18 protein-coding genes are annotated in these 16,735 nt (G+C 42.0%); 11 read left to right on the top strand and 7 right to left on the bottom strand.

Annotation, left to right across the window (positions count from 1 at the left end; translation table 11 throughout):
- Positions 1 to 92: 92 nt before the first annotated feature.
- The 4 genes from FD724_RS11685 to FD724_RS11670 form a co-directional block, all read right to left on the bottom strand.
- Complete coding sequence (locus tag FD724_RS11685) at positions 93 to 1,499, bottom strand: 1-acyl-sn-glycerol-3-phosphate acyltransferase (RefSeq protein WP_179072745.1); 1,407 nt, start codon at positions 1,497 to 1,499, stop codon at positions 93 to 95.
- A gap of 132 nt (positions 1,500 to 1,631) precedes the next feature.
- A complete protein-coding gene (locus FD724_RS11680; RefSeq protein ID WP_179072744.1) occupies positions 1,632 to 2,078 on the bottom strand; it encodes a DUF2127 domain-containing protein in 447 nt (148 codons plus the stop codon).
- 1,069 nt (positions 2,079 to 3,147) lie between these two features.
- The gene (locus FD724_RS11675) at positions 3,148 to 3,804 is read right to left on the bottom strand and encodes an ISAs1 family transposase (RefSeq protein WP_179072743.1); all 657 of its coding nucleotides are present in this window, start codon (positions 3,802 to 3,804) and stop codon (positions 3,148 to 3,150) included.
- A 58-nt stretch (positions 3,805 to 3,862) separates the two neighbouring features.
- Positions 3,863 to 4,333 carry a transposase family protein gene (locus FD724_RS11670; protein WP_179072742.1) on the bottom strand — a complete coding sequence of 157 codons (471 nt, stop codon included), beginning with the start codon at positions 4,331 to 4,333 and terminating at the stop codon, positions 3,863 to 3,865.
- A gap of 192 nt (positions 4,334 to 4,525) precedes the next feature.
- Here FD724_RS11670 and FD724_RS11665 point away from each other — a divergent pair, with 192 nt between their 5' ends.
- The 5 genes from FD724_RS11665 (at position 4,526) to FD724_RS11645 (ending at position 9,523) form a co-directional block, all read left to right on the top strand.
- A complete protein-coding gene (locus FD724_RS11665; RefSeq protein ID WP_179072741.1) occupies positions 4,526 to 5,101 on the top strand; it encodes an ISAs1 family transposase in 576 nt (191 codons plus the stop codon).
- Positions 5,102 to 5,318: 217 nt separating this feature from the next.
- Entirely contained in the window at positions 5,319 to 5,894 is a 576-nt protein-coding gene (locus FD724_RS11660; protein WP_179075482.1) for an ISAs1 family transposase, read from the top strand.
- A 157-nt stretch (positions 5,895 to 6,051) separates the two neighbouring features.
- Positions 6,052 to 6,402 carry a hypothetical protein gene (locus FD724_RS11655; protein WP_179072740.1) on the top strand — a complete coding sequence of 117 codons (351 nt, stop codon included), beginning with the start codon at positions 6,052 to 6,054 and terminating at the stop codon, positions 6,400 to 6,402.
- 273 nt (positions 6,403 to 6,675) lie between these two features.
- The gene (locus FD724_RS11650) at positions 6,676 to 8,028 is read left to right on the top strand and encodes a histidine phosphatase family protein (RefSeq protein WP_179072739.1); all 1,353 of its coding nucleotides are present in this window, start codon (positions 6,676 to 6,678) and stop codon (positions 8,026 to 8,028) included.
- A gap of 172 nt (positions 8,029 to 8,200) precedes the next feature.
- Complete coding sequence (locus FD724_RS11645; RefSeq protein ID WP_179072738.1) at positions 8,201 to 9,523, top strand: dihydroorotase; 1,323 nt, start codon at positions 8,201 to 8,203, stop codon at positions 9,521 to 9,523.
- Between the two features lie 54 nt (positions 9,524 to 9,577).
- Here the strand turns inward: FD724_RS11645 and FD724_RS11640 are convergent, their stop codons facing one another.
- Positions 9,578 to 10,096, bottom strand: a complete 519-nt coding sequence (locus FD724_RS11640; protein WP_179072737.1) for a GNAT family N-acetyltransferase — start codon at positions 10,094 to 10,096, stop codon at positions 9,578 to 9,580.
- A gap of 123 nt (positions 10,097 to 10,219) precedes the next feature.
- On the opposite strand from FD724_RS11640, the gene FD724_RS11635 reads away from it, so the two are divergent.
- Positions 10,220 to 10,756: a pentapeptide repeat-containing protein gene (locus tag FD724_RS11635; RefSeq protein ID WP_256874530.1), complete on the top strand. Its 537-nt coding sequence runs from the start codon at positions 10,220 to 10,222 to the stop codon at positions 10,754 to 10,756.
- Positions 10,757 to 11,021: 265 nt separating this feature from the next.
- Here the strand turns inward: FD724_RS11635 and FD724_RS11630 are convergent, their stop codons facing one another.
- Both FD724_RS11630 and budA read right to left on the bottom strand, forming a co-directional pair.
- A complete protein-coding gene (locus FD724_RS11630; RefSeq protein ID WP_179072736.1) occupies positions 11,022 to 11,423 on the bottom strand; it encodes a VOC family protein in 402 nt (133 codons plus the stop codon).
- Positions 11,424 to 11,442: 19 nt separating this feature from the next.
- Positions 11,443 to 12,282 carry an acetolactate decarboxylase gene (budA, locus tag FD724_RS11625; RefSeq protein ID WP_256874529.1) on the bottom strand — a complete coding sequence of 280 codons (840 nt, stop codon included), beginning with the start codon at positions 12,280 to 12,282 and terminating at the stop codon, positions 11,443 to 11,445.
- 346 nt (positions 12,283 to 12,628) lie between these two features.
- On the opposite strand from budA, the gene FD724_RS11620 reads away from it, so the two are divergent.
- The 5 genes from FD724_RS11620 to FD724_RS11600 all read left to right on the top strand — a co-directional run bounded on the left by FD724_RS11620 (position 12,629) and on the right by FD724_RS11600 (position 16,682).
- Entirely contained in the window at positions 12,629 to 13,576 is a 948-nt protein-coding gene (locus tag FD724_RS11620; protein ID WP_179072734.1) for a zinc-binding dehydrogenase, read from the top strand.
- 102 nt (positions 13,577 to 13,678) lie between these two features.
- Complete coding sequence (locus FD724_RS11615; RefSeq protein WP_218651517.1) at positions 13,679 to 14,032, top strand: inorganic diphosphatase; 354 nt, start codon at positions 13,679 to 13,681, stop codon at positions 14,030 to 14,032.
- 29 nt (positions 14,033 to 14,061) lie between these two features.
- Complete coding sequence (locus tag FD724_RS11610; RefSeq protein WP_179072733.1) at positions 14,062 to 14,862, top strand: SDR family oxidoreductase; 801 nt, start codon at positions 14,062 to 14,064, stop codon at positions 14,860 to 14,862.
- Positions 14,863 to 15,351: 489 nt separating this feature from the next.
- Positions 15,352 to 16,266: a TauD/TfdA family dioxygenase gene (locus FD724_RS11605; RefSeq protein ID WP_179072732.1), complete on the top strand. Its 915-nt coding sequence runs from the start codon at positions 15,352 to 15,354 to the stop codon at positions 16,264 to 16,266.
- Positions 16,267 to 16,313: 47 nt separating this feature from the next.
- Positions 16,314 to 16,682: a hypothetical protein gene (locus tag FD724_RS11600; RefSeq protein WP_256874528.1), complete on the top strand. Its 369-nt coding sequence runs from the start codon at positions 16,314 to 16,316 to the stop codon at positions 16,680 to 16,682.
- The last annotated feature ends 53 nt before the right edge of the window (positions 16,683 to 16,735 follow it).

Below are 16,735 nucleotides of genomic sequence, written 5' to 3'. Positions count from 1 at the left end.
ATTGAATAACTGCATATCAACAAATGCTGCATTGCCTCCCCATCCTCCCCATCCTCCCACACCTCCCACACTCCTGCCTGCTTCAATTACGCCTAGCTAATCATCTTCTCTAAAGCAATTTGCAAATCTTTTGTCAAATCGCTTACACCTTGTCTAGCTGTATGGCGATCGCCTTGAGAATTGCGAAAGCGTTCAGTAACTGAAATTGGCTCTCCCACAGTGATATGTGCCTTTCGCAAACCTAAGCGAGGTCGCCCTGGAAGTGTTGTATCTTGAATGCGAGAAAGCATATCGAATACAAGTAACGCTGTTTCTGCAAACCTTTCGGCTGTCGGTTTTTCTTGAATATAAGTAGCTGTGACTGCAACAAAACTTTCCACTATCCGCATGTGTCGCATCCGCAAGTCTGCTTCCTCAGCAATCCAGTCTGCCAAACCGCGTTTAAAGGGTGGTAAAGCATTGATATCTGGCAAATCTTCCCGGTAAATGTAATTCCAACCAGCCTCTTCCAAGCGGCGACAACGGTCAATAAAATTACCCTGTGCCTGAACTCCAAAATATTGCTCAGTAACTTGTAAAGCCTTGTCCAGCAAGCGATGAAGTCGGGCAATTAATACCTGATTTGGGCTAGCAGATTCATCAGTTGAGATGGTTTTTGGGATGTCTTGATGATAGAAGCGACGATAAAATTCTTCCATCTCAGTAATGAGATATTCAGCCAACCTACAGAGGCGTTGATAGTAAATCTCTTCTTGAGTGCCCCGATCAATTTCCTTAACTGCCAAGCCGCTATCAGCTTCTAACTTACTCAACAGCCAATCCAGTTTAGACCAAGGTGGCTCGACGTAGCGATACTGGATAGCGATCGGCACAATAATCACAGTTTCAGTGCGATTGGCTTTTTGTAAATCTTCTACACACCAGAAACCCATTTGAGCAACGCCTGGTTCCAGTGGGCTAACAATACCACTATGACCATTAGTACCGCCTTCTGGCGCTACTGCGATCGGTAGTTCGCCATTAGCAAATAACTCCCGTGCAGTTTGGATCGCTTGCCGATCTAGTCGTCTACCCCGATGAACCGGCACACCTCCCACCCGTGAAAATAACCAACCTAGCCAATTTCCAGCCCAAACCGTCATACCTCGGTCATAGAGAAAATAACTGTGAACAAGGGATTGCAGTACAATACCTTCCTCACGGGCAACTCGTGGCACAATACGGGAAAGCAAATACAGCATACACAGAGGATCTTCTACCTCTGGGTGACGGAATGCTAACAAAAAGCGAATTTTCCCAGCCTGGAATTGTTGATAAAGGTCAGCTAATACCTCAACATTTTGGGCTTCAATACCGACAATCCCAGCCGTTAGCCAAGGGCGAGTGCGAAACCGTAGTGCGATCGGCAGTAACCACCGAACAATCTGGAGTACCAACGGATTAAACCGTTGAGTAATAAATTTCAGTGGTGGTTGAGTAGACTGAATCGATCTAGGCAAGTCGCTCTCCAGATTGTGTTTTTAGCGATTGTACAACGTACTGAGTCAAAAGATTCACAAGTACTACTTCTTAATCAAGACTTAGCACTAAGAAACTTTTCAAAGATAGATCCTAAATTATCGAATAAAAAATTATTTTGGATGTTTAGGAAAATTTCGGAGTAAATATCCAAATACAGCTAGATTTAACAAAAATACGAATATTTTTATAAGAGATATTCCCCGAATTAATTCATAAACTTCTGGTGGGATACTGATACCGACAAGTCCCAATACTAAGATATGGGCCCAACGCTTCTCGTACCATAAACCAACAGCTTCAATAGTAGTAACAATAGCATAAACTCCTGCTCCAATGCCGCTAAATGCCAAAGTTCTAGGATTTAAGTTGATAACTTTCTTTAAAATCCAATCAATAATTATCGATTTACCTTCTAAAACATAATTTTCTGAAAAAGCCTCTAGAGTTTGATAATTTTTTAATGTCAATAATAAAGCAATGGAAGTAAACATAAGTAGCGAGGCTGCAAATGATTTGTAGACAACAATTGCTACTAACCCCAATGGACGCTTTTTCAAACAACCCCCTAAAAGTATATATAATTTAAACTTGGATTGAGTGGTGGATGATACCGACTAAGACGTTTATTGTAGCAACTCTTTATCGTCCCATGTTTCCACTTTTTGCAATCCTAAATTAAGTTTAATACTAAGTAAGTTAGGCACAATAAAATCAGAAAAATGAACTAGCCTAAAACCCTTTTAACTATTGCCTATTTCCTTATCCCAATGACAATTATTTACCGATTAAAGTGTAAACCTCATCTATGTTGAAACCTAAACTTTTTTAAAAGATATATTTATGTAGGTTGGGTGGAGTGAAACGCAACCCAACATTACCACCCTATTTATGTTGGGTTACGCGATCGCTGCACCCAACCTTGTATCTTAGAAAGAGTAGTAGACCGTCCCAACCTTGGTCATAATAGACCGCTTCGTAGCATGGGTCACTACAACAATCTCTTTGACAGAACTCGAACAGTCGCCGGGGTCAAAGCTTTAAACACTGATATTTAAAGTATACAGTCCGTATCGGGCAAGGATGAGTTAAATCAAGGGGATGAATTCAAAACAGGGTACAGAAATTAGTTGAGAGTGAAATATGGAAAATATTTCTCAATGGGTAGGCATTGATGTGAGTATTTTAAATGCAATGGTTCGAGATAATTTGCCTTGGTGTCTAACTGACAACTTTAAACCAATTGTCAATGTTTAATCACAAGTCAACCTTTTTATACTTTGCTTGATGCCCAGAGCCAGCAATGTACGGCATCCGCATTGATGCTCCCCTATGACTGGGGTAAATTTTTCATGCTGTTTTTGCCTACACGAGAAATCCAGCAACTGAGGAAGATTCGGCGGCGAAGCGGAGTGTCTGGTGCGGGCTTTGACTATCTAGACTACAAGCCATAAGTCTTCTAGGCTGTACCAGACACCGCCGAATCTAGCGCAGCGTTCCTCTGTTGCGTCAATGCTCCAACCCACGTTTTTTTGTTAACGATCGCTTGACTTTTAAGACAGTCGCTACAAAACTGTGACTTTAGACACTTTCAGATCCCCCCTAATCCCCCTTAAAAAGCAGGGTGGATTAATTGTCGGGAGAGAAAAAGTTTTCTCCCTCGACCGTTAGACTCACAGGCATTGGGCAAAAGGAGTCGGAGTGGTTAAATAGGGCATCAAAAATCATTTGAAGTTGGTTAGCCATCAGCCTTAACGCTTCGGGAAGAGTCCGAGAGTCTAACTGACGAGCCAGGGAAACTAAAAACTGTCTGACCATCGCCCAATTAGCTGGTGAAAAACCGCCAGTATGAATACAGTTATCTTCATTTAAAGTTACATCCTTGACCCAATGAAGCTGATTTTCGATTGACCAATGACCACGAATAGCCTCAGCAAATTCTGAGGCTGAACAATTTAAGCTACTCAAATAAAAGTGTTGTTCATGATAGTCAACAATCTGGCGACGACTTTTCTTTCCTTGAGGTCGAGTTCCATATCTGTTAACCTCTATTAAACTTTTAGCACCAACCCAATCAGGTAGTGACTCAAATGGAATTGGATAGACTTTGACTTGACGAGTAGTCTTTCGTCCATGTAAATTTTCATCATGGTAATTAGTATCGATAGCGATTGAGGATTCAGCTAACTCAGTAGCTACTTTCAGTAGATTTGGCTGGTTTTTTTTAATAGGAATAATGTAGTCATTTTCTCCCTCAATAATTAACTCAACAGTTTTTTTTGGCAATGTAGTGCATCTGCTGTAATCACAATATGATGCCCAGAAAGTGTTTTAATTAGCTCTTCTACCACACTAATCTCACTTTTTCGTGATTCTCCATAGCTTGATGTCTGACTACCCATCCTTGCTGATGACTATAAACTGAAACGATACTCACAAAGTTTTGATAAGATTTATTTCCTCCTGTGACAGTACTTTTAATACATTTACCATCAATGGCAAATAATTCTTTGTAATTAATTGGCAAACTATTCTCTGCCCAGATGTTAAATAGTTCAGCTAATATCTGAAAATCAATAGAAGTCATAATATTTCTGAATGTTGATGCTGACGGAAATTGAATATCTGGAGATAAATCTAATAATTTGATTAGGGATAATCGATGATTTTTAGTGAACTCAGCTAAAGGTTTGTATCCCCAATATCCCGTACAACTACCTAACAAAACTATAGTTAGTATTATCCAAAGCCTATGTCTAATCCCTCTGGCATGTCTATAATCGGGAACCCCTTGAATTGCTTCGATTAAATTCATTCCCAACTTTCCTCTGGTTTTGGTCTTTTTCTCAAGGAATCATCCTTCCATGTTATATTTTCTCTCTCGACAATTAATCCACCCTGCCTAATCCCCCTTAAAAAGGGGAACCGTAATTAAAGCCCCCCTTTTTAAGGCAGGGCTGTTTCATTCCCTAAAACAGGTAAAATAGCAAGGGTTGAGGGGATAAAAATGATGGGTGCAGTTCTGATTGAACAATTGAAGCAAGTAGCAGACTTTAGAACGACAGATGGGCGAAGACACCCACTGTGGTTAGTGTTGCTGTTGGTGATAATGGAAACAATGAATGGATATGTGGGATATAGGGGGTGGGGAGATTTTGTCAAAAGGCATAGTCGGGTATTAATAGAGAAATTTGGGATTGAAAAACATGGAGTACCATCATACTCAACAATCCGACGTGTAGTGATGGGAGTAGATTTCGATAAGCTGGCAGAAAGATTTAATGAATGGGCAAAAAATTATGTTGATTTAGAAGAATCCGAATGGTGTGCAACAGATGGAAAAAGTATTAAGGGTACAGTGCAAAACTACAGTTCATCTAATCAAAATTTTGTCAGTATAGTGTCGGTGTTTGCTTGCAAAAGAGGGCTGGTTGTGGGGATGGAAAAATTTGAGAACCAGCAAAAAAGCGAAATTCAAGTTGTCCAAGAGTTAGTTACAGCATTAGGTTTAGAAGGTGTAGTCTTGAGCTTTGATTCTTTACATTGTCAAAAAAACTTGTCAAATGATTATAGAGAGCGGTAACGATTACGTCATTGCTGTTAAAGGTAATCAGCCCAAACTACATAGTCATATTCAACACATTGCCGCCACAAAAAAACCAACTTCTCGTATAGTTGAGACTGAAAAAACTAGAGATAGATATACAACCAGGGCGAACGCACGGGATTTCTGAAACCCTTGCTGGGCAAGGATCTTGATGAAAAAATAGGCTAAATTAAAAAACGCCAAAACCCTTGCTATTAAAGGATTCTTATACTTTAGATGCGTTTGCCCTGGATATACAACACGCATTGTAGAAGTTTTTCATGATTCCAATGGAATTGACCCTGCATGGACTGGAATAAAATCTTTAATCAGGGTCGAAAGAATTGGTACGAGAAAGGGCAATAAATATCATGAAATTGTTTGTTATATTAGCAGTTTGATAGCAAGCGCGAAGGAATTTGCTCTCGGTATTCGTGGTCATTGGGGTATCGAAAACTGCCTGCACTGGGTGAAAGACGTTGTTTTCAAAGAGGATTGTTCTACAATCCGTCTCGGCAACGCTCCCGCCAATCTTTCCATTATGAGAGCTTCGCACTCAATATTCTTCGTCGCAATGGTTATCATTCCATCACAATTGCTCAAAGATTTATCTCTCATGATATTGACAAACTCATTCATCTTGTGGAATGAAACAGCCCTGCCCTTCAAAAGGGGGGTTGGGGGGATCGATAACGTTTTGCTACCGACGAAAGGACTTTTAAAACATCCTCTAAAACCCTTCTACTTATTGCCTGATCCCAACGAAAATTATTTACGCCAACTTACTTAAATTAAGATGTATTACTATCAACATAGAGCAGAAATAATTGACGAGCCAAGTATATACGCAATACAATTATTGTAGTAGAACCTAACGATAGAGTTAATTAAAATAATTTGCCCAGAGAATAAAGACAAGCAATATTAAAGATAATTTGGACAAAAAAATGAACGCCAAAATTATTGCTTTGTTGGGAATTACCGCAGCTTTTACAAGCTTAGAAAGCCAGGTGTACGCCCAGTCACCAGCATCAAGCTTAAATCCAGGACAATACAGATTAACTGGTGATTCTCTAGTTGGAATTGATAATAGAACAGCCCAAGATGACTTTGGAAAGTTTTTTGAGCAAACTAATCCAGCAACAATCTCTAACAATAATAGAAGAGACAAAACTCCAGTTAAAATCCACTTTAACGAGACATTATCACAGCCAGACACTTCTGTTTTCTTAACACCCGCTCAGTCTGGCAATGACAACGATGGATTGCAGGTACAGTTAGATTTAGGGAGAGAATAATCAGGTATACAATTGACGCTTTCATGTAGGGTGTGTTGTCGCATAGCGCAATGCACCATCAACAATTTACGGTGCGTTAGCCTACGGCATAATACACCCTACTGGCGTGGCTGATTAAGAAAATAATTGAGGGTTTGAAACCCACAAAGGTAGGTTTTGCCTGTATAGTTGCGATTCCTAACTACCCTTTTAACTAAATCGGCTTTCCTGAGTCGGTAATTCTGCAATCATTTTGCAGTAAAATTAATCGTCTAGATACAGGAGGGCTTTGAGATGACTCGTGTCATCATTGTGCGCCACGGTCAAAGCGGTTATAACACCGAGCGGCGTATTCAGGGACGCACTGATGCGTCAACATTAACCGAGAAAGGTCGTAACGATGCCAGTAAAGCTGGCAAAGCCCTCAGCAATATTTCATTTAATGCTATTTACAGCAGTCCTCTGCAACGAGCAAAACACACAGCAGATATTATTCATAGTGAGTTAGCTACTCATTCCGAACAATCTGCTGTAATTCAAGTTTCTGATTTGCTACTAGAAATCGACCTTCCTTTATGGGAAGCACTGCTAACTGCTGAAGTTAAGCAAAAATTTGCCGAAGACTACCGCACTTGGCATCAACGCCCAGACGAACTGCGGATGCTGCTAAATGATGCAGAAGGAACAAGAGAACATTTTCCTGTTCTTGCTTTATACGAACAAGCGCGGCAGTTTTGGCAAGAAACTTTGTCTCAGCATCAAGGCGAAACTATTCTGATAGTGGGACATAACGGCATTAATCGAGCCCTGATTAGTACAGCCTTGGGAATCCCTGCAAGTCGCTACCATTCCATACAGCAATCTAACTGTGGCATCAGCGTACTTAATTTTGCTGGGGGATTGGGCGAACCAGTCCAGCTAGAATCTTTAAATCAGACGCAACATACAGGAGAAACTTTACCCTCATTGCGACCAGATCATAAAGGAGTTAGGTTGTTGCTAGTGCGTCACGGCGAAACCGACTGGAATCGCCAAACCCGGTTTCAAGGACAAATTGATATCCCCCTCAACGACAACGGTAGACAACAGTCGCAAAAAGCAGGCGAATTTCTCCAAGAGGTAGCGATTGATTTTGCAGTAAGTAGCACAATGCTGCGCCCGAAAGAAACAGCAGAAATTATCTTAAAACAGCATCCTAATGTGAAGTTAGACTTGCAAGATGGTTTAAGAGAAATCAGCCACGGACTCTGGGAAGGAAAATTAGAAACAGAAATAGAACAAGAGTTTCCCGGAGAGTTGCAGCGCTGGCGCTTAGTACCTACCCAAGTACAAATGCCTGAAGGGGAAAATTTACAAGAGGTTTGGGAACGCAGCGTTGCAGCTTGGCAATCAATTGTGGAAGCAGCATTAAACAATCAATTCAAAACTGTATTAGTAGTAGCTCATGATGCTACAAATAAAACTCTACTTTGTCACATTCTGGGTTTATCGCTAGAAAATTTCTGGAATTTCCGCCAGGGTAATGGCGCAGTCAGCGTTATCGACTACCCTTCTGGAATCAATGGTTTACCAGTATTGCAAGCGATGAACATCACCGCTCACTTTGGTGGAGGCGTACTAGATAAAACAGCAGCAGGAGCATTGTAAAGAAGTTAGGAGTTAGGAGCGAGGAATTAGAAATAAAGTTAGGAGTTAAAAATTATGAGTGATGAATAAAGTTAAAAATGATGAGCAAGGAACAAATAACTGATAACTCCTAACTCATAACTTATAACTTCTAATTCCTAACTTTATTCTTAACTCCTAACTAAAAAGTTTTATGACTGAACTGCTGCAAAAAGTACGGGTGATTGACCCAGTTTCTGAAATCGACGAACTCTTTGATGTGCTGATTGCTGATGGTTATATCAAAGAAGTGGCTTCGCACATTGCTGATATTCATCCCAATACTCAAATTAGAGATTGTCAGGGATTAGTTCTCGGGCCTGGGTTAGTGGATTTGTATAGCCACTCCGGTGAACCAGGATTTGAAGAACGGGAAACCCTATTATCTTTTTTACACGCTGCTACTGCTGGCGGCTTTACCAGAGTTAGCATCTTACCCGATACATCCCCAGCTATTGATAACCCTGCACTTGTAACCCAATTGCAGGAGAAAAGACACGGCGAGATGAAGGAAATAAGGGACAAAAAGAAAATTAATTTGTCTTTCCCTGCTCCTCCTGCCCTCCCTGCCTCTCGCCTCCCCCTGCTTAATATCTGGGGTGCTATCACCCTAGATGTTGCTGGAAACCAAATGACAGAATTAGCAGATTTAGCGTCTGCTGGAGTTGTTGGTTTTAGCGATGGTAAGCCCTTTGAAAATTTGGCGCTGGTGCGGCGAGTGTTAGAGTATCTCCAGCCGTTGGGCAAACCAGTCGCATTTTGGCCGAGCGATCGCCAGTTAACTGCAAATGGTGTAATGAGAGAAGGGCCAGATGCACTCCGTTTCGGTTTACCCCCAATACCCGCCAGCGCAGAAACTACTGCGATCGCAGCAATGCTTGAATTGGTTGCAGCCATCGGTACACCAGTCCACATCATGCGCGTCTCCACATCTCGCAGCGTGGAATTAATCGCCTCAGCTAAGGCGGCTGGTTTACCCATCACCGCCAGCACCACCTGGATGCACCTTTTACTTGATACAAAAGCAGTTAAGAGTTATCACACTAGCTTGCATTTAGACCCGCCTTTAGGAAATCCGCGTGATGTTGCGGCGTTGCGTGCAGGGGTACGTGCAGGTGTGATCGATGCGATCGCTATCGATCACACACCCTACAGCTACGAAGAAAAAGTCCAAGCCTTTGCCGAAGCCCCTCCAGGAGCAATTGGTTTAGAGTTAGCATTACCCTTGCTGTGGCAATATCTCGTTGAAACTGAGGAATTTACAGCTTTAGAATTATGGCGGGCATTAAGTACCAGTCCAGCAAAATGTTTGGGGCAAGAAGTCAGTGCAATTCTACCTCATCAACCAGCAGAACTTACTTTATTTGACCCCCAGAAAATCTGGAAAGTTGAACGAAAAAGTCTTTATACACTTTCACAAAATACACCTTGGTTAGGACAACAGTTAAAGGGTCATGTTGTGCAAACCTGGTGTTAATAAATGCAAAACAATTTGCATTTGTAAAACCAATAATCTGAATTTAATTATCTATCAGCCTTTTCGGTACTGTACTTCCTGGTTAAATTCATCTTGATTAGACTCAATATTTGGAAAAAATGTTGAGCGGACAAATCCCAGATTATGCAATAAAGCAATAGAACGGTGATTCTGGACATTAACGTAAGCGCAAAAATCAATATTTTGGTAGGTCTCAACTAAATAACTAATCATCCAATTCACTGCTTCGCGTGCATAACCTTTTCCCCAGAAATTAGGGAAAAATACATATCCAATGATTGCACTATTATCTACAGTAATTGTTGCTTGAACATATCCAACGTAGCATTTTTCGATAAAAGACCAGACAGCCCAATTCAACCAAATCTCCGTACCATCTGGTGATTGACGACGTGCCAATATCATGTAGCGATCGCGAAGCGATTCAACACTTTGTGGAGGTATATCTTCGATAAAGTTGTATATACTCTCACTCTGTAATCCATCAAAAAGCAGTTCGGCATGATGCGGTTTTAGTGGTTCTAAACAGAGTCGTTGAGAGTATATTTTCATCTTGTGAGCTAACCCAGAACTAACAAGCTAAATTATCATTTTTTTAAACTTAAGATAGATTGGCATTACTGCCTGAATTGCTAAATTAAGAATTGATGTAAATTAGAAGAGGTTGATCGAAAATTGAAGTCTGTAGCTGTAAAGAAAAAAATTAGTCTAGCTGCGATCGCTATGTTAGCAGCAGGATTCGTCATCGGATGTTCTAAAGCGGAACAACCACAAGCGGCAGAACCAAATCTAGCCCCCACTCCAACTACACCTCTACAAACAAATCAGCAAAATTCAGAGAGTGTTCCAACTCCTCCCACCTTTGTAACTGCGACAAGCAATCCAGTTCAACAGCTTCTATCCACCAGAAAATGTCAAGGCTGTAACCTCCAAGGCGCTAACTTAGATAAAGCCGACCTCAACGGAGTCGATCTAAGTAATGCCATCCTAATTGACGCTGACTTAGATGAAACTAATCTGAGTAATGCTAACCTGAGTGGCGCTGATTTAACTGATGCAGACTTAGGAAAGGCAAATTTAACAGCAGCAAACCTCAGCAAAGCTAATTTTACGAAAGCTGATCTAGAAGATGCAAATTTGACCAATGCTAATGTTACCGATGCAATTTTTACAGGAGCAGACTTAGAGCGGGTAATTGGGTTGCGTCGCTAAGATAGTGCGTTGGCGCACGCCGTAGTGGGCATCGCTACTAATTACGCACTACACCCAATTGTGACGGCTAACTTGATTTCTCACTTGTGAGAAATCAAGGAGTGTGGGAGGTGTGGGAGGTGTGGGAGGCAATGCAGCGTTCATTGATGTGCAGTTATTCAATTCCTCCTCTTTCTCCCCACACTCCCCACACTCCCCACACTCCCCACACTTCTCTGCCTACAGTATCGTGAGAAATCCGGGCTAAGACCTTTCTCTTTGATTGTTAAACTTCTCTACCGCCTGTGTGTGAAGAAGTCACCGTCAATAAATAGCCATCCGGCCCAGTTAAGGTAAATGAACTGTGGATTCTGCCTGTTTCAATCTCAGAAACAGTCAGTCCCCACTTCTTAAAAGTATCTCTGGTGGCAACAACATCATCTACCATCAGATCAAAAGGTGCGTTGATTCCAGGTGCGATCGCCTCTGAACTTGTTCTCAAAACTAAGTGCGTTCCTCCCCGTAATTCCAAAACAGCTAATTGTTCTGATTGGGTAATCAACCGCAGTCCTATACTGACGAAAAAATCGCTAGCCTCCGGTACATTATTCACATATAATCTTACATGCCCAATCGCCACAGGTGGGCGTGCATCCGTTTGTTTTGCAATAGTTTCTGGTAGTGACATAGTTTTTATTCAAAAATATTTACTTGCGTTCAACTCTGTTGATTTCAACAGGTTTGTTATCTCCTAAATCAGCTTGCACAAATTCAGCACTCTTGGGCAAATTTATCTCAACGTTTGATAGATGATCAATTTCTATTTTAGCATTTTGAAATTGTCCATCTAAGATATGTCCTCCAGTTGTGCGATTTGCAGCGATGAAATGAAAGTGATAGCCATTAACATTTACTCCTTGCATATATTCGGGTGTCCGAAAACCGACTAAAGTGCCATTAATATTCCTTAATTCAAAAATTAATTGTTCTTTTAGTGCTTCAGCCAAAGAACGATAAGGCGGAGTTTGTTTAGGAGGAATTCTAAATTTTAGATAAGGAAAATTACCTTGGATACGAATCGCATAAGGATAATTTTTAGTTGGTAAGCGCTGATCTAAAGATTGCTGCAATTGTTTATAATTCATCTGCCCTTCTAGATTAATTAATGTTTCTGGTTGAAAAAAGGTGACTGTAGCAAAAGGGCTTGTCATTGAATCAGGAATAACAGAAGCAACTCCATCAGCTTTTATCTGGTAAAATTTGCCATCTAATCCAACCATTTCTCCATCTAGAGCATTTACTGTCCCCAAACCAAAATTACCATGTTTTCTCAACTGCTGAAAATTAGTATTACCGTCAAAAATTCCCACTGCAAGAGCGCTAATTGTTGATGCTTGAAAAAGGGTATTTGATGGTGTATGTTGCTGAGTTCTAGCGGGTAAAATAGCAAATAATAATGCAGTAATGGTTAAAATAGTTATCCAGAAATAACGCTTGAGTTTCATTAGATAAAAGATATAAAAGTTTTGAATTTTGAATTTCCCCATACTACCTAGCAAAATCTAGAGACAGTTGGAGAGCGGCTAGTCATACAGCCAGTTAGAAGGTGGAGGTTGACAGGGACTAGCTTACAACACAGCAATAGATGTAAGCATTGATGCAACAAATCTTTTTGCCAGGTGCTTGATTATTCTGGCTGTCTGTGATAATTTTCTTCTTACGTTCCAAAAATACTGTAAACCTATTGTGTTACCGTAGTTAATAAAATTTCGTTAATCTAGTTACAGGGATTTGGAATTAAGAATAAATAACTAATCTATCGAGTTTATCTATTGCAGACAGTACATTGCAAACCAACGAACTAGAAATTAATCTCTAAGCCAGGGCAACCTTATGAGCAAAATACGTGCTGTGATTGTTGACCCCAATGTGCCGGGGCGTTTGGCACTGAGTGAAGTGAATGCACCAAAGTCTGCCCCAGATGAAGCTCTAGTCAGGGTAGCGGCGATTTCTCTGAATCGGGGAGAAATAAAACGTTCAACCACTGCTGAGGCTGGTTGGCAGCCTGGTTGGGACTTGGCAGGTGTAGTAGAAATCCCTGCGGCTGATGGGTCTGGGCCTCCCCAAGGAGCGCGTGTAGTTGGCTTACGCCGCGCCGGTGCTTGGGCGGAACTTGTATCTGTTCCTACTAACGCCTTAGCAGAACTGCCGCCATCGGTATCTTTTGCTCAAGCTGCCACCCTACCTGTAGCGGGTTTAACCGCGTATCATGCAGTGCTAAAAGGTGGTTCACTATTAGGTCGTCCAGTTCTGGTTACAGGTGCATCAGGAGGCGTTGGTTACTTCGCTATTCAATTGGCGCAACTGTCAGGGGCGCAAGTAACAGCACATATTCGTCAACCTGGCTATGAAACTTTGGTTAGAGAAGCAGGGGCACAATCGGTAGTGATTGGCGAAGACCTTTCATTTGCTAGTGAGTATGGGCCCTATGATCTAATTATAGAGTCAGTGGGTGGTAAGACTTTGGGGGTAGCCCTTGGCTTACTGGCGCAAGATGGAAAAACTGTGCTGTATGGAGTATCTGGGGGAGCAGAAGTGACATTCAATGCTGCCCAATTTTTCGGGACTGGTAGCGTGAGCCTGTATGGTTTACGTCTGTTCGATGAATTGAGATTTGAATCAGCCGCAGTCGGTCTAAAACGGCTTTTGAGTCTAGTAGAAGCCGGTCAGTTGCATCCTCACATTGATTTAGAAGCTCCTTGGACACAAATAGCTGACGTAGCGCAACAACTACTCGACAGGCGTTTTCCTGGTAAGGCTGTGTTGCACATTTCCAATTGAAGTATTACCGAATAATTCGTAATTAATTCTATTTTTATGTACTCATTTCTGGATAGAGACTAATTTTCTTTCTTGCTGCAATCAAGCAGATTTATCAGTGGGGTGATAATTACGAATTATGCTGATTTCTGGTTCAAATTAGATCGGCTTGTAGCTGCTAGTAAGATCAAGATAGATCGCCAAAAAGGGACATCACATCCACGTTATCCATCTTTTATTTATCCACTAGATTATGGATACTTACAAGATACTCAATCTGGAGATGGAAATGATATTGATGTTTGGATAGGTAGCTTGTCTAGTCAAACCGTAACTGCCGTTATTTGTAGTGTTGATTTAGAAAAGCGAGATACAGAAATCAAGATACTTCTGGGTTGTACATCTAAGGAAAGGCAAGCAATCTTGGATATCCACAATACAGGCTCTCAATCGGCAATATTATTGGTTCGCAAATAAATTACTTACATTTGTGAGGGTAAATTTGTATGAGTTTAGAACTAAAACTATCAGGTAAAACCGCGATTGTTACAGGAGGAAGTGCAGGAATAGGGTTAGCTACTGCCAAAGCCCTTTATAGTGAAGGTGTGAATGTTGCGATCGCAGCCCGCAATCAAGAAAGACTAGAAAATGCAGTAGCTGCCATCCAGTCCCTACCCACGCCAGGGGCGAAAGTTATTGCCATCAGTGCTGATTTAACAAAAGCAGAGGATGTTGAGAAAGTTGTTTCAACCACCTTGTCCCAGTTTGGTCAGATTGATATCTTGATTAATAACGCTGGTTCAGCCCGTGCTGGATCTTTCCTTGAATCCACTGATGATTTATTCTTGGATGCTTGGAACTTAAAATTATTGGGCTACATCCGCTTAGTTAGAGCCGTCGTCCCCCATCAAAAAAGTCGCGGTGATGGACGGATTGTCAATATCGTTGGCGGTGCAGGACGTACACCTCGCCCTAACTTCCTAGCTGGTGGTACAAGCAATGCGGCTCTACTCAATTTTACAAAGGGTATTTCTAAAGAGTTAGCCGAGTACAAGATTCGCATTAATGCCATATCGCCCGGTGCTACAGCTACTGAGCGTGCCGAGACTTTAGCTCGACAAAACGCCCAAGCGCAAGGCATCACCGTCGAGCAAGTGAAGGCACAAAACATCCAAAGTATTCCTTTAAAAAGAATCGCCCAACCAGAAGAAATTGCCGCGTTAGCGTTATTTTTGGTGTCGGATCTAGCTGCATCGATTACAGGAACAGAAATTATCGTTGATGGCGGTTCTACTCCTGGTATTTAGCAGATGAAAGGAATTAGAAATCAGCAGATTTTTCCTTCGATCCAAAATTGAATGACTGCTGACGACCTAAGAGGATGTTTGAAAAGTCCTCTTGTCGGTATCAAAAATTTTAGATCCCCCTAAATCCGCGCCACTTGCTCTACTTGGGGAGACCCCAAGACCGCAGTGGCTCCCCTTCAAAAGGGGGACTTTGATTCCGGTTCCCCCCTTTTTTAAGGGGGGTTAGGGGGGATCTAAAGTGCCTAAAGTTACAGCGAAACACTTTTCAAACAACCTCTTAGTAAAAACATTAGCCCTTTCAAGATGACTTGTAAAAGCTGTTTTTTCTCTCTGCGCCCTCCGCGTCTCTGCGGTTAAAAAATCTTTTCTTTAACCACAGAGGCACAGAGAACACAGAGTTAAGAGGTTAAAGAGGAGTTTCGTGTAGGCAAATTTTCATCCAACTTGAAAAGGCTAGTCCCAAACATAAATTTATTGGAGATAAAAATCATGGGTTCTCAATACTTTGATATCAAACCAGTTGCAGGACGTATCGGTGCTGAAATTATTGGTGTTAATCTGAGTTCTAACCTCAGCGATGACATCATCAGTGATATTCGCAAGACTCTAGTCAAACACAAAGTGATCTTTTTCCGCGATCAGCAACAACTTGATGCTGATGGACAGGTAGCCTTCGCTCGTCGTTTCGGTGAAGTTACTACAGCCCACCCCACTGTACCATCGCTGCCAGAAAACCCAGAAGTGTTAGACCTGAATTATGGCCGCACTACTTCCCGTGCCAATAACTGGCATACTGATGTAACATTTGTAGACCGTCCTCCTCTCGGCTCTATCTTACGAGCGCTTGATATTCCCCCAACTGGTGGCGATACAATCTGGGCAAACTCCGTGACTGCATACCAAGATTTACCTACTCATTTGCGTAATCTGGCAGACGAACTTTGGGCAGTACACAGCAACGCCTACGACTATGCAACTGGATTCGACCTACCTGAAGATGTCAAAGCTCATCGGGCTGTCTTTACCTCGACTGTATACGAGACTCTGCATCCAGTTGTACGCATCCATCCAGAATCTGGAGAGCGGGGACTATTCATCGGCGGATTTGTGCGCCAATTCCGTGGCTTATCAACAACTGAATCAGATGATATTCTGCGGCTGTTGCAAGCATACGTAACACGTCCTGAGAATACAGTGCGGTGGCGTTGGCAAGTTGGTGACGTAGCCTTTTGGGATAACCGGGCTACTCAACATTATGCGATCGCAGATTACGGCGATCAGCCCCGCCACGTTCAACGCGTCACAATTGTCGGCGATCTCCCAGTTGGTATCGATGGTAAACAAAGTGAGGCTATCAAGGGAGATGCTTCTGAGTACAACCGACGTGAGGCGGTGGCTGCATAATACTTGGGCATTGGGCATTGGGAATAGGGGATGAGTCTTTGATACTCGTGAACGAGTCTTTGATACTCGCGCATGAGTCTTTGATACTCGTGGATGAGTCTTTGATACTTGTGGATGAGTCTTTGAACTCCGTTAATGAGTCTTTGAACTCCGTTAATGAGTCTTTGATACTCGTGGACGAGTCTTTAATACTCGTGGACGAGTCTTTAATACTCGTGGATGAGTCTTTAATACTCGTGGATGAGTCTTTGATACTCGCGGATGAGTCTTTGATACTCGCGGATGAGTCTTTGATACTCGCGGATGAGTCTTTGAACTCCGTTAATGAGTCTTTGAACTCCGTTAATGAGTCTTTCAACTCCACTCTCCCTGCTGCCTGTTCCCCACTCCCCTTTGCTGGCTTAACCTTCCATTGACTTTGGATGGAGACTCAAAATAGCACTTTGTCAAGCTAGTTTTGAGGGTTTGT

Origin of the sequence: Nostoc sp. C057 (assembly GCF_013393925.1) — a bacterium.
GTDB classification, from domain to species: domain Bacteria; phylum Cyanobacteriota; class Cyanobacteriia; order Cyanobacteriales; family Nostocaceae; genus Nostoc; species Nostoc muscorum_A.
Note: the sequence above shows the minus strand (reverse complement) of the source record. Positions and strands in the feature narration are given on the sequence as shown.

Coding starts and splice junctions, on each gene's coding strand:
- FD724_RS11620 (WP_179072734.1), top strand. CDS start 12,629: ATGAGCAAAATACGTGCTGTGATTGTTGACCCCAATGTGCCGGGGCGT.
- FD724_RS11640 (WP_179072737.1), bottom strand. CDS start 10,096: ATGAAAATATACTCTCAACGACTCTGTTTAGAACCACTAAAACCGCAT.
- budA (WP_256874529.1), bottom strand. CDS start 12,282: ATGGGGAAATTCAAAATTCAAAACTTTTATATCTTTTATCTAATGAAA.
- FD724_RS11650 (WP_179072739.1), top strand. CDS start 6,676: ATGACTCGTGTCATCATTGTGCGCCACGGTCAAAGCGGTTATAACACC.
- FD724_RS11665 (WP_179072741.1), top strand. CDS start 4,526: ATGATGGGTGCAGTTCTGATTGAACAATTGAAGCAAGTAGCAGACTTT.
- FD724_RS11630 (WP_179072736.1), bottom strand. CDS start 11,423: ATGTCACTACCAGAAACTATTGCAAAACAAACGGATGCACGCCCACCT.
- FD724_RS11670 (WP_179072742.1), bottom strand. CDS start 4,333: ATGAATTTAATCGAAGCAATTCAAGGGGTTCCCGATTATAGACATGCC.
- FD724_RS11605 (WP_179072732.1), top strand. CDS start 15,352: ATGGGTTCTCAATACTTTGATATCAAACCAGTTGCAGGACGTATCGGT.
- FD724_RS11645 (WP_179072738.1), top strand. CDS start 8,201: ATGACTGAACTGCTGCAAAAAGTACGGGTGATTGACCCAGTTTCTGAA.
- FD724_RS11610 (WP_179072733.1), top strand. CDS start 14,062: ATGAGTTTAGAACTAAAACTATCAGGTAAAACCGCGATTGTTACAGGA.
- FD724_RS11655 (WP_179072740.1), top strand. CDS start 6,052: ATGAACGCCAAAATTATTGCTTTGTTGGGAATTACCGCAGCTTTTACA.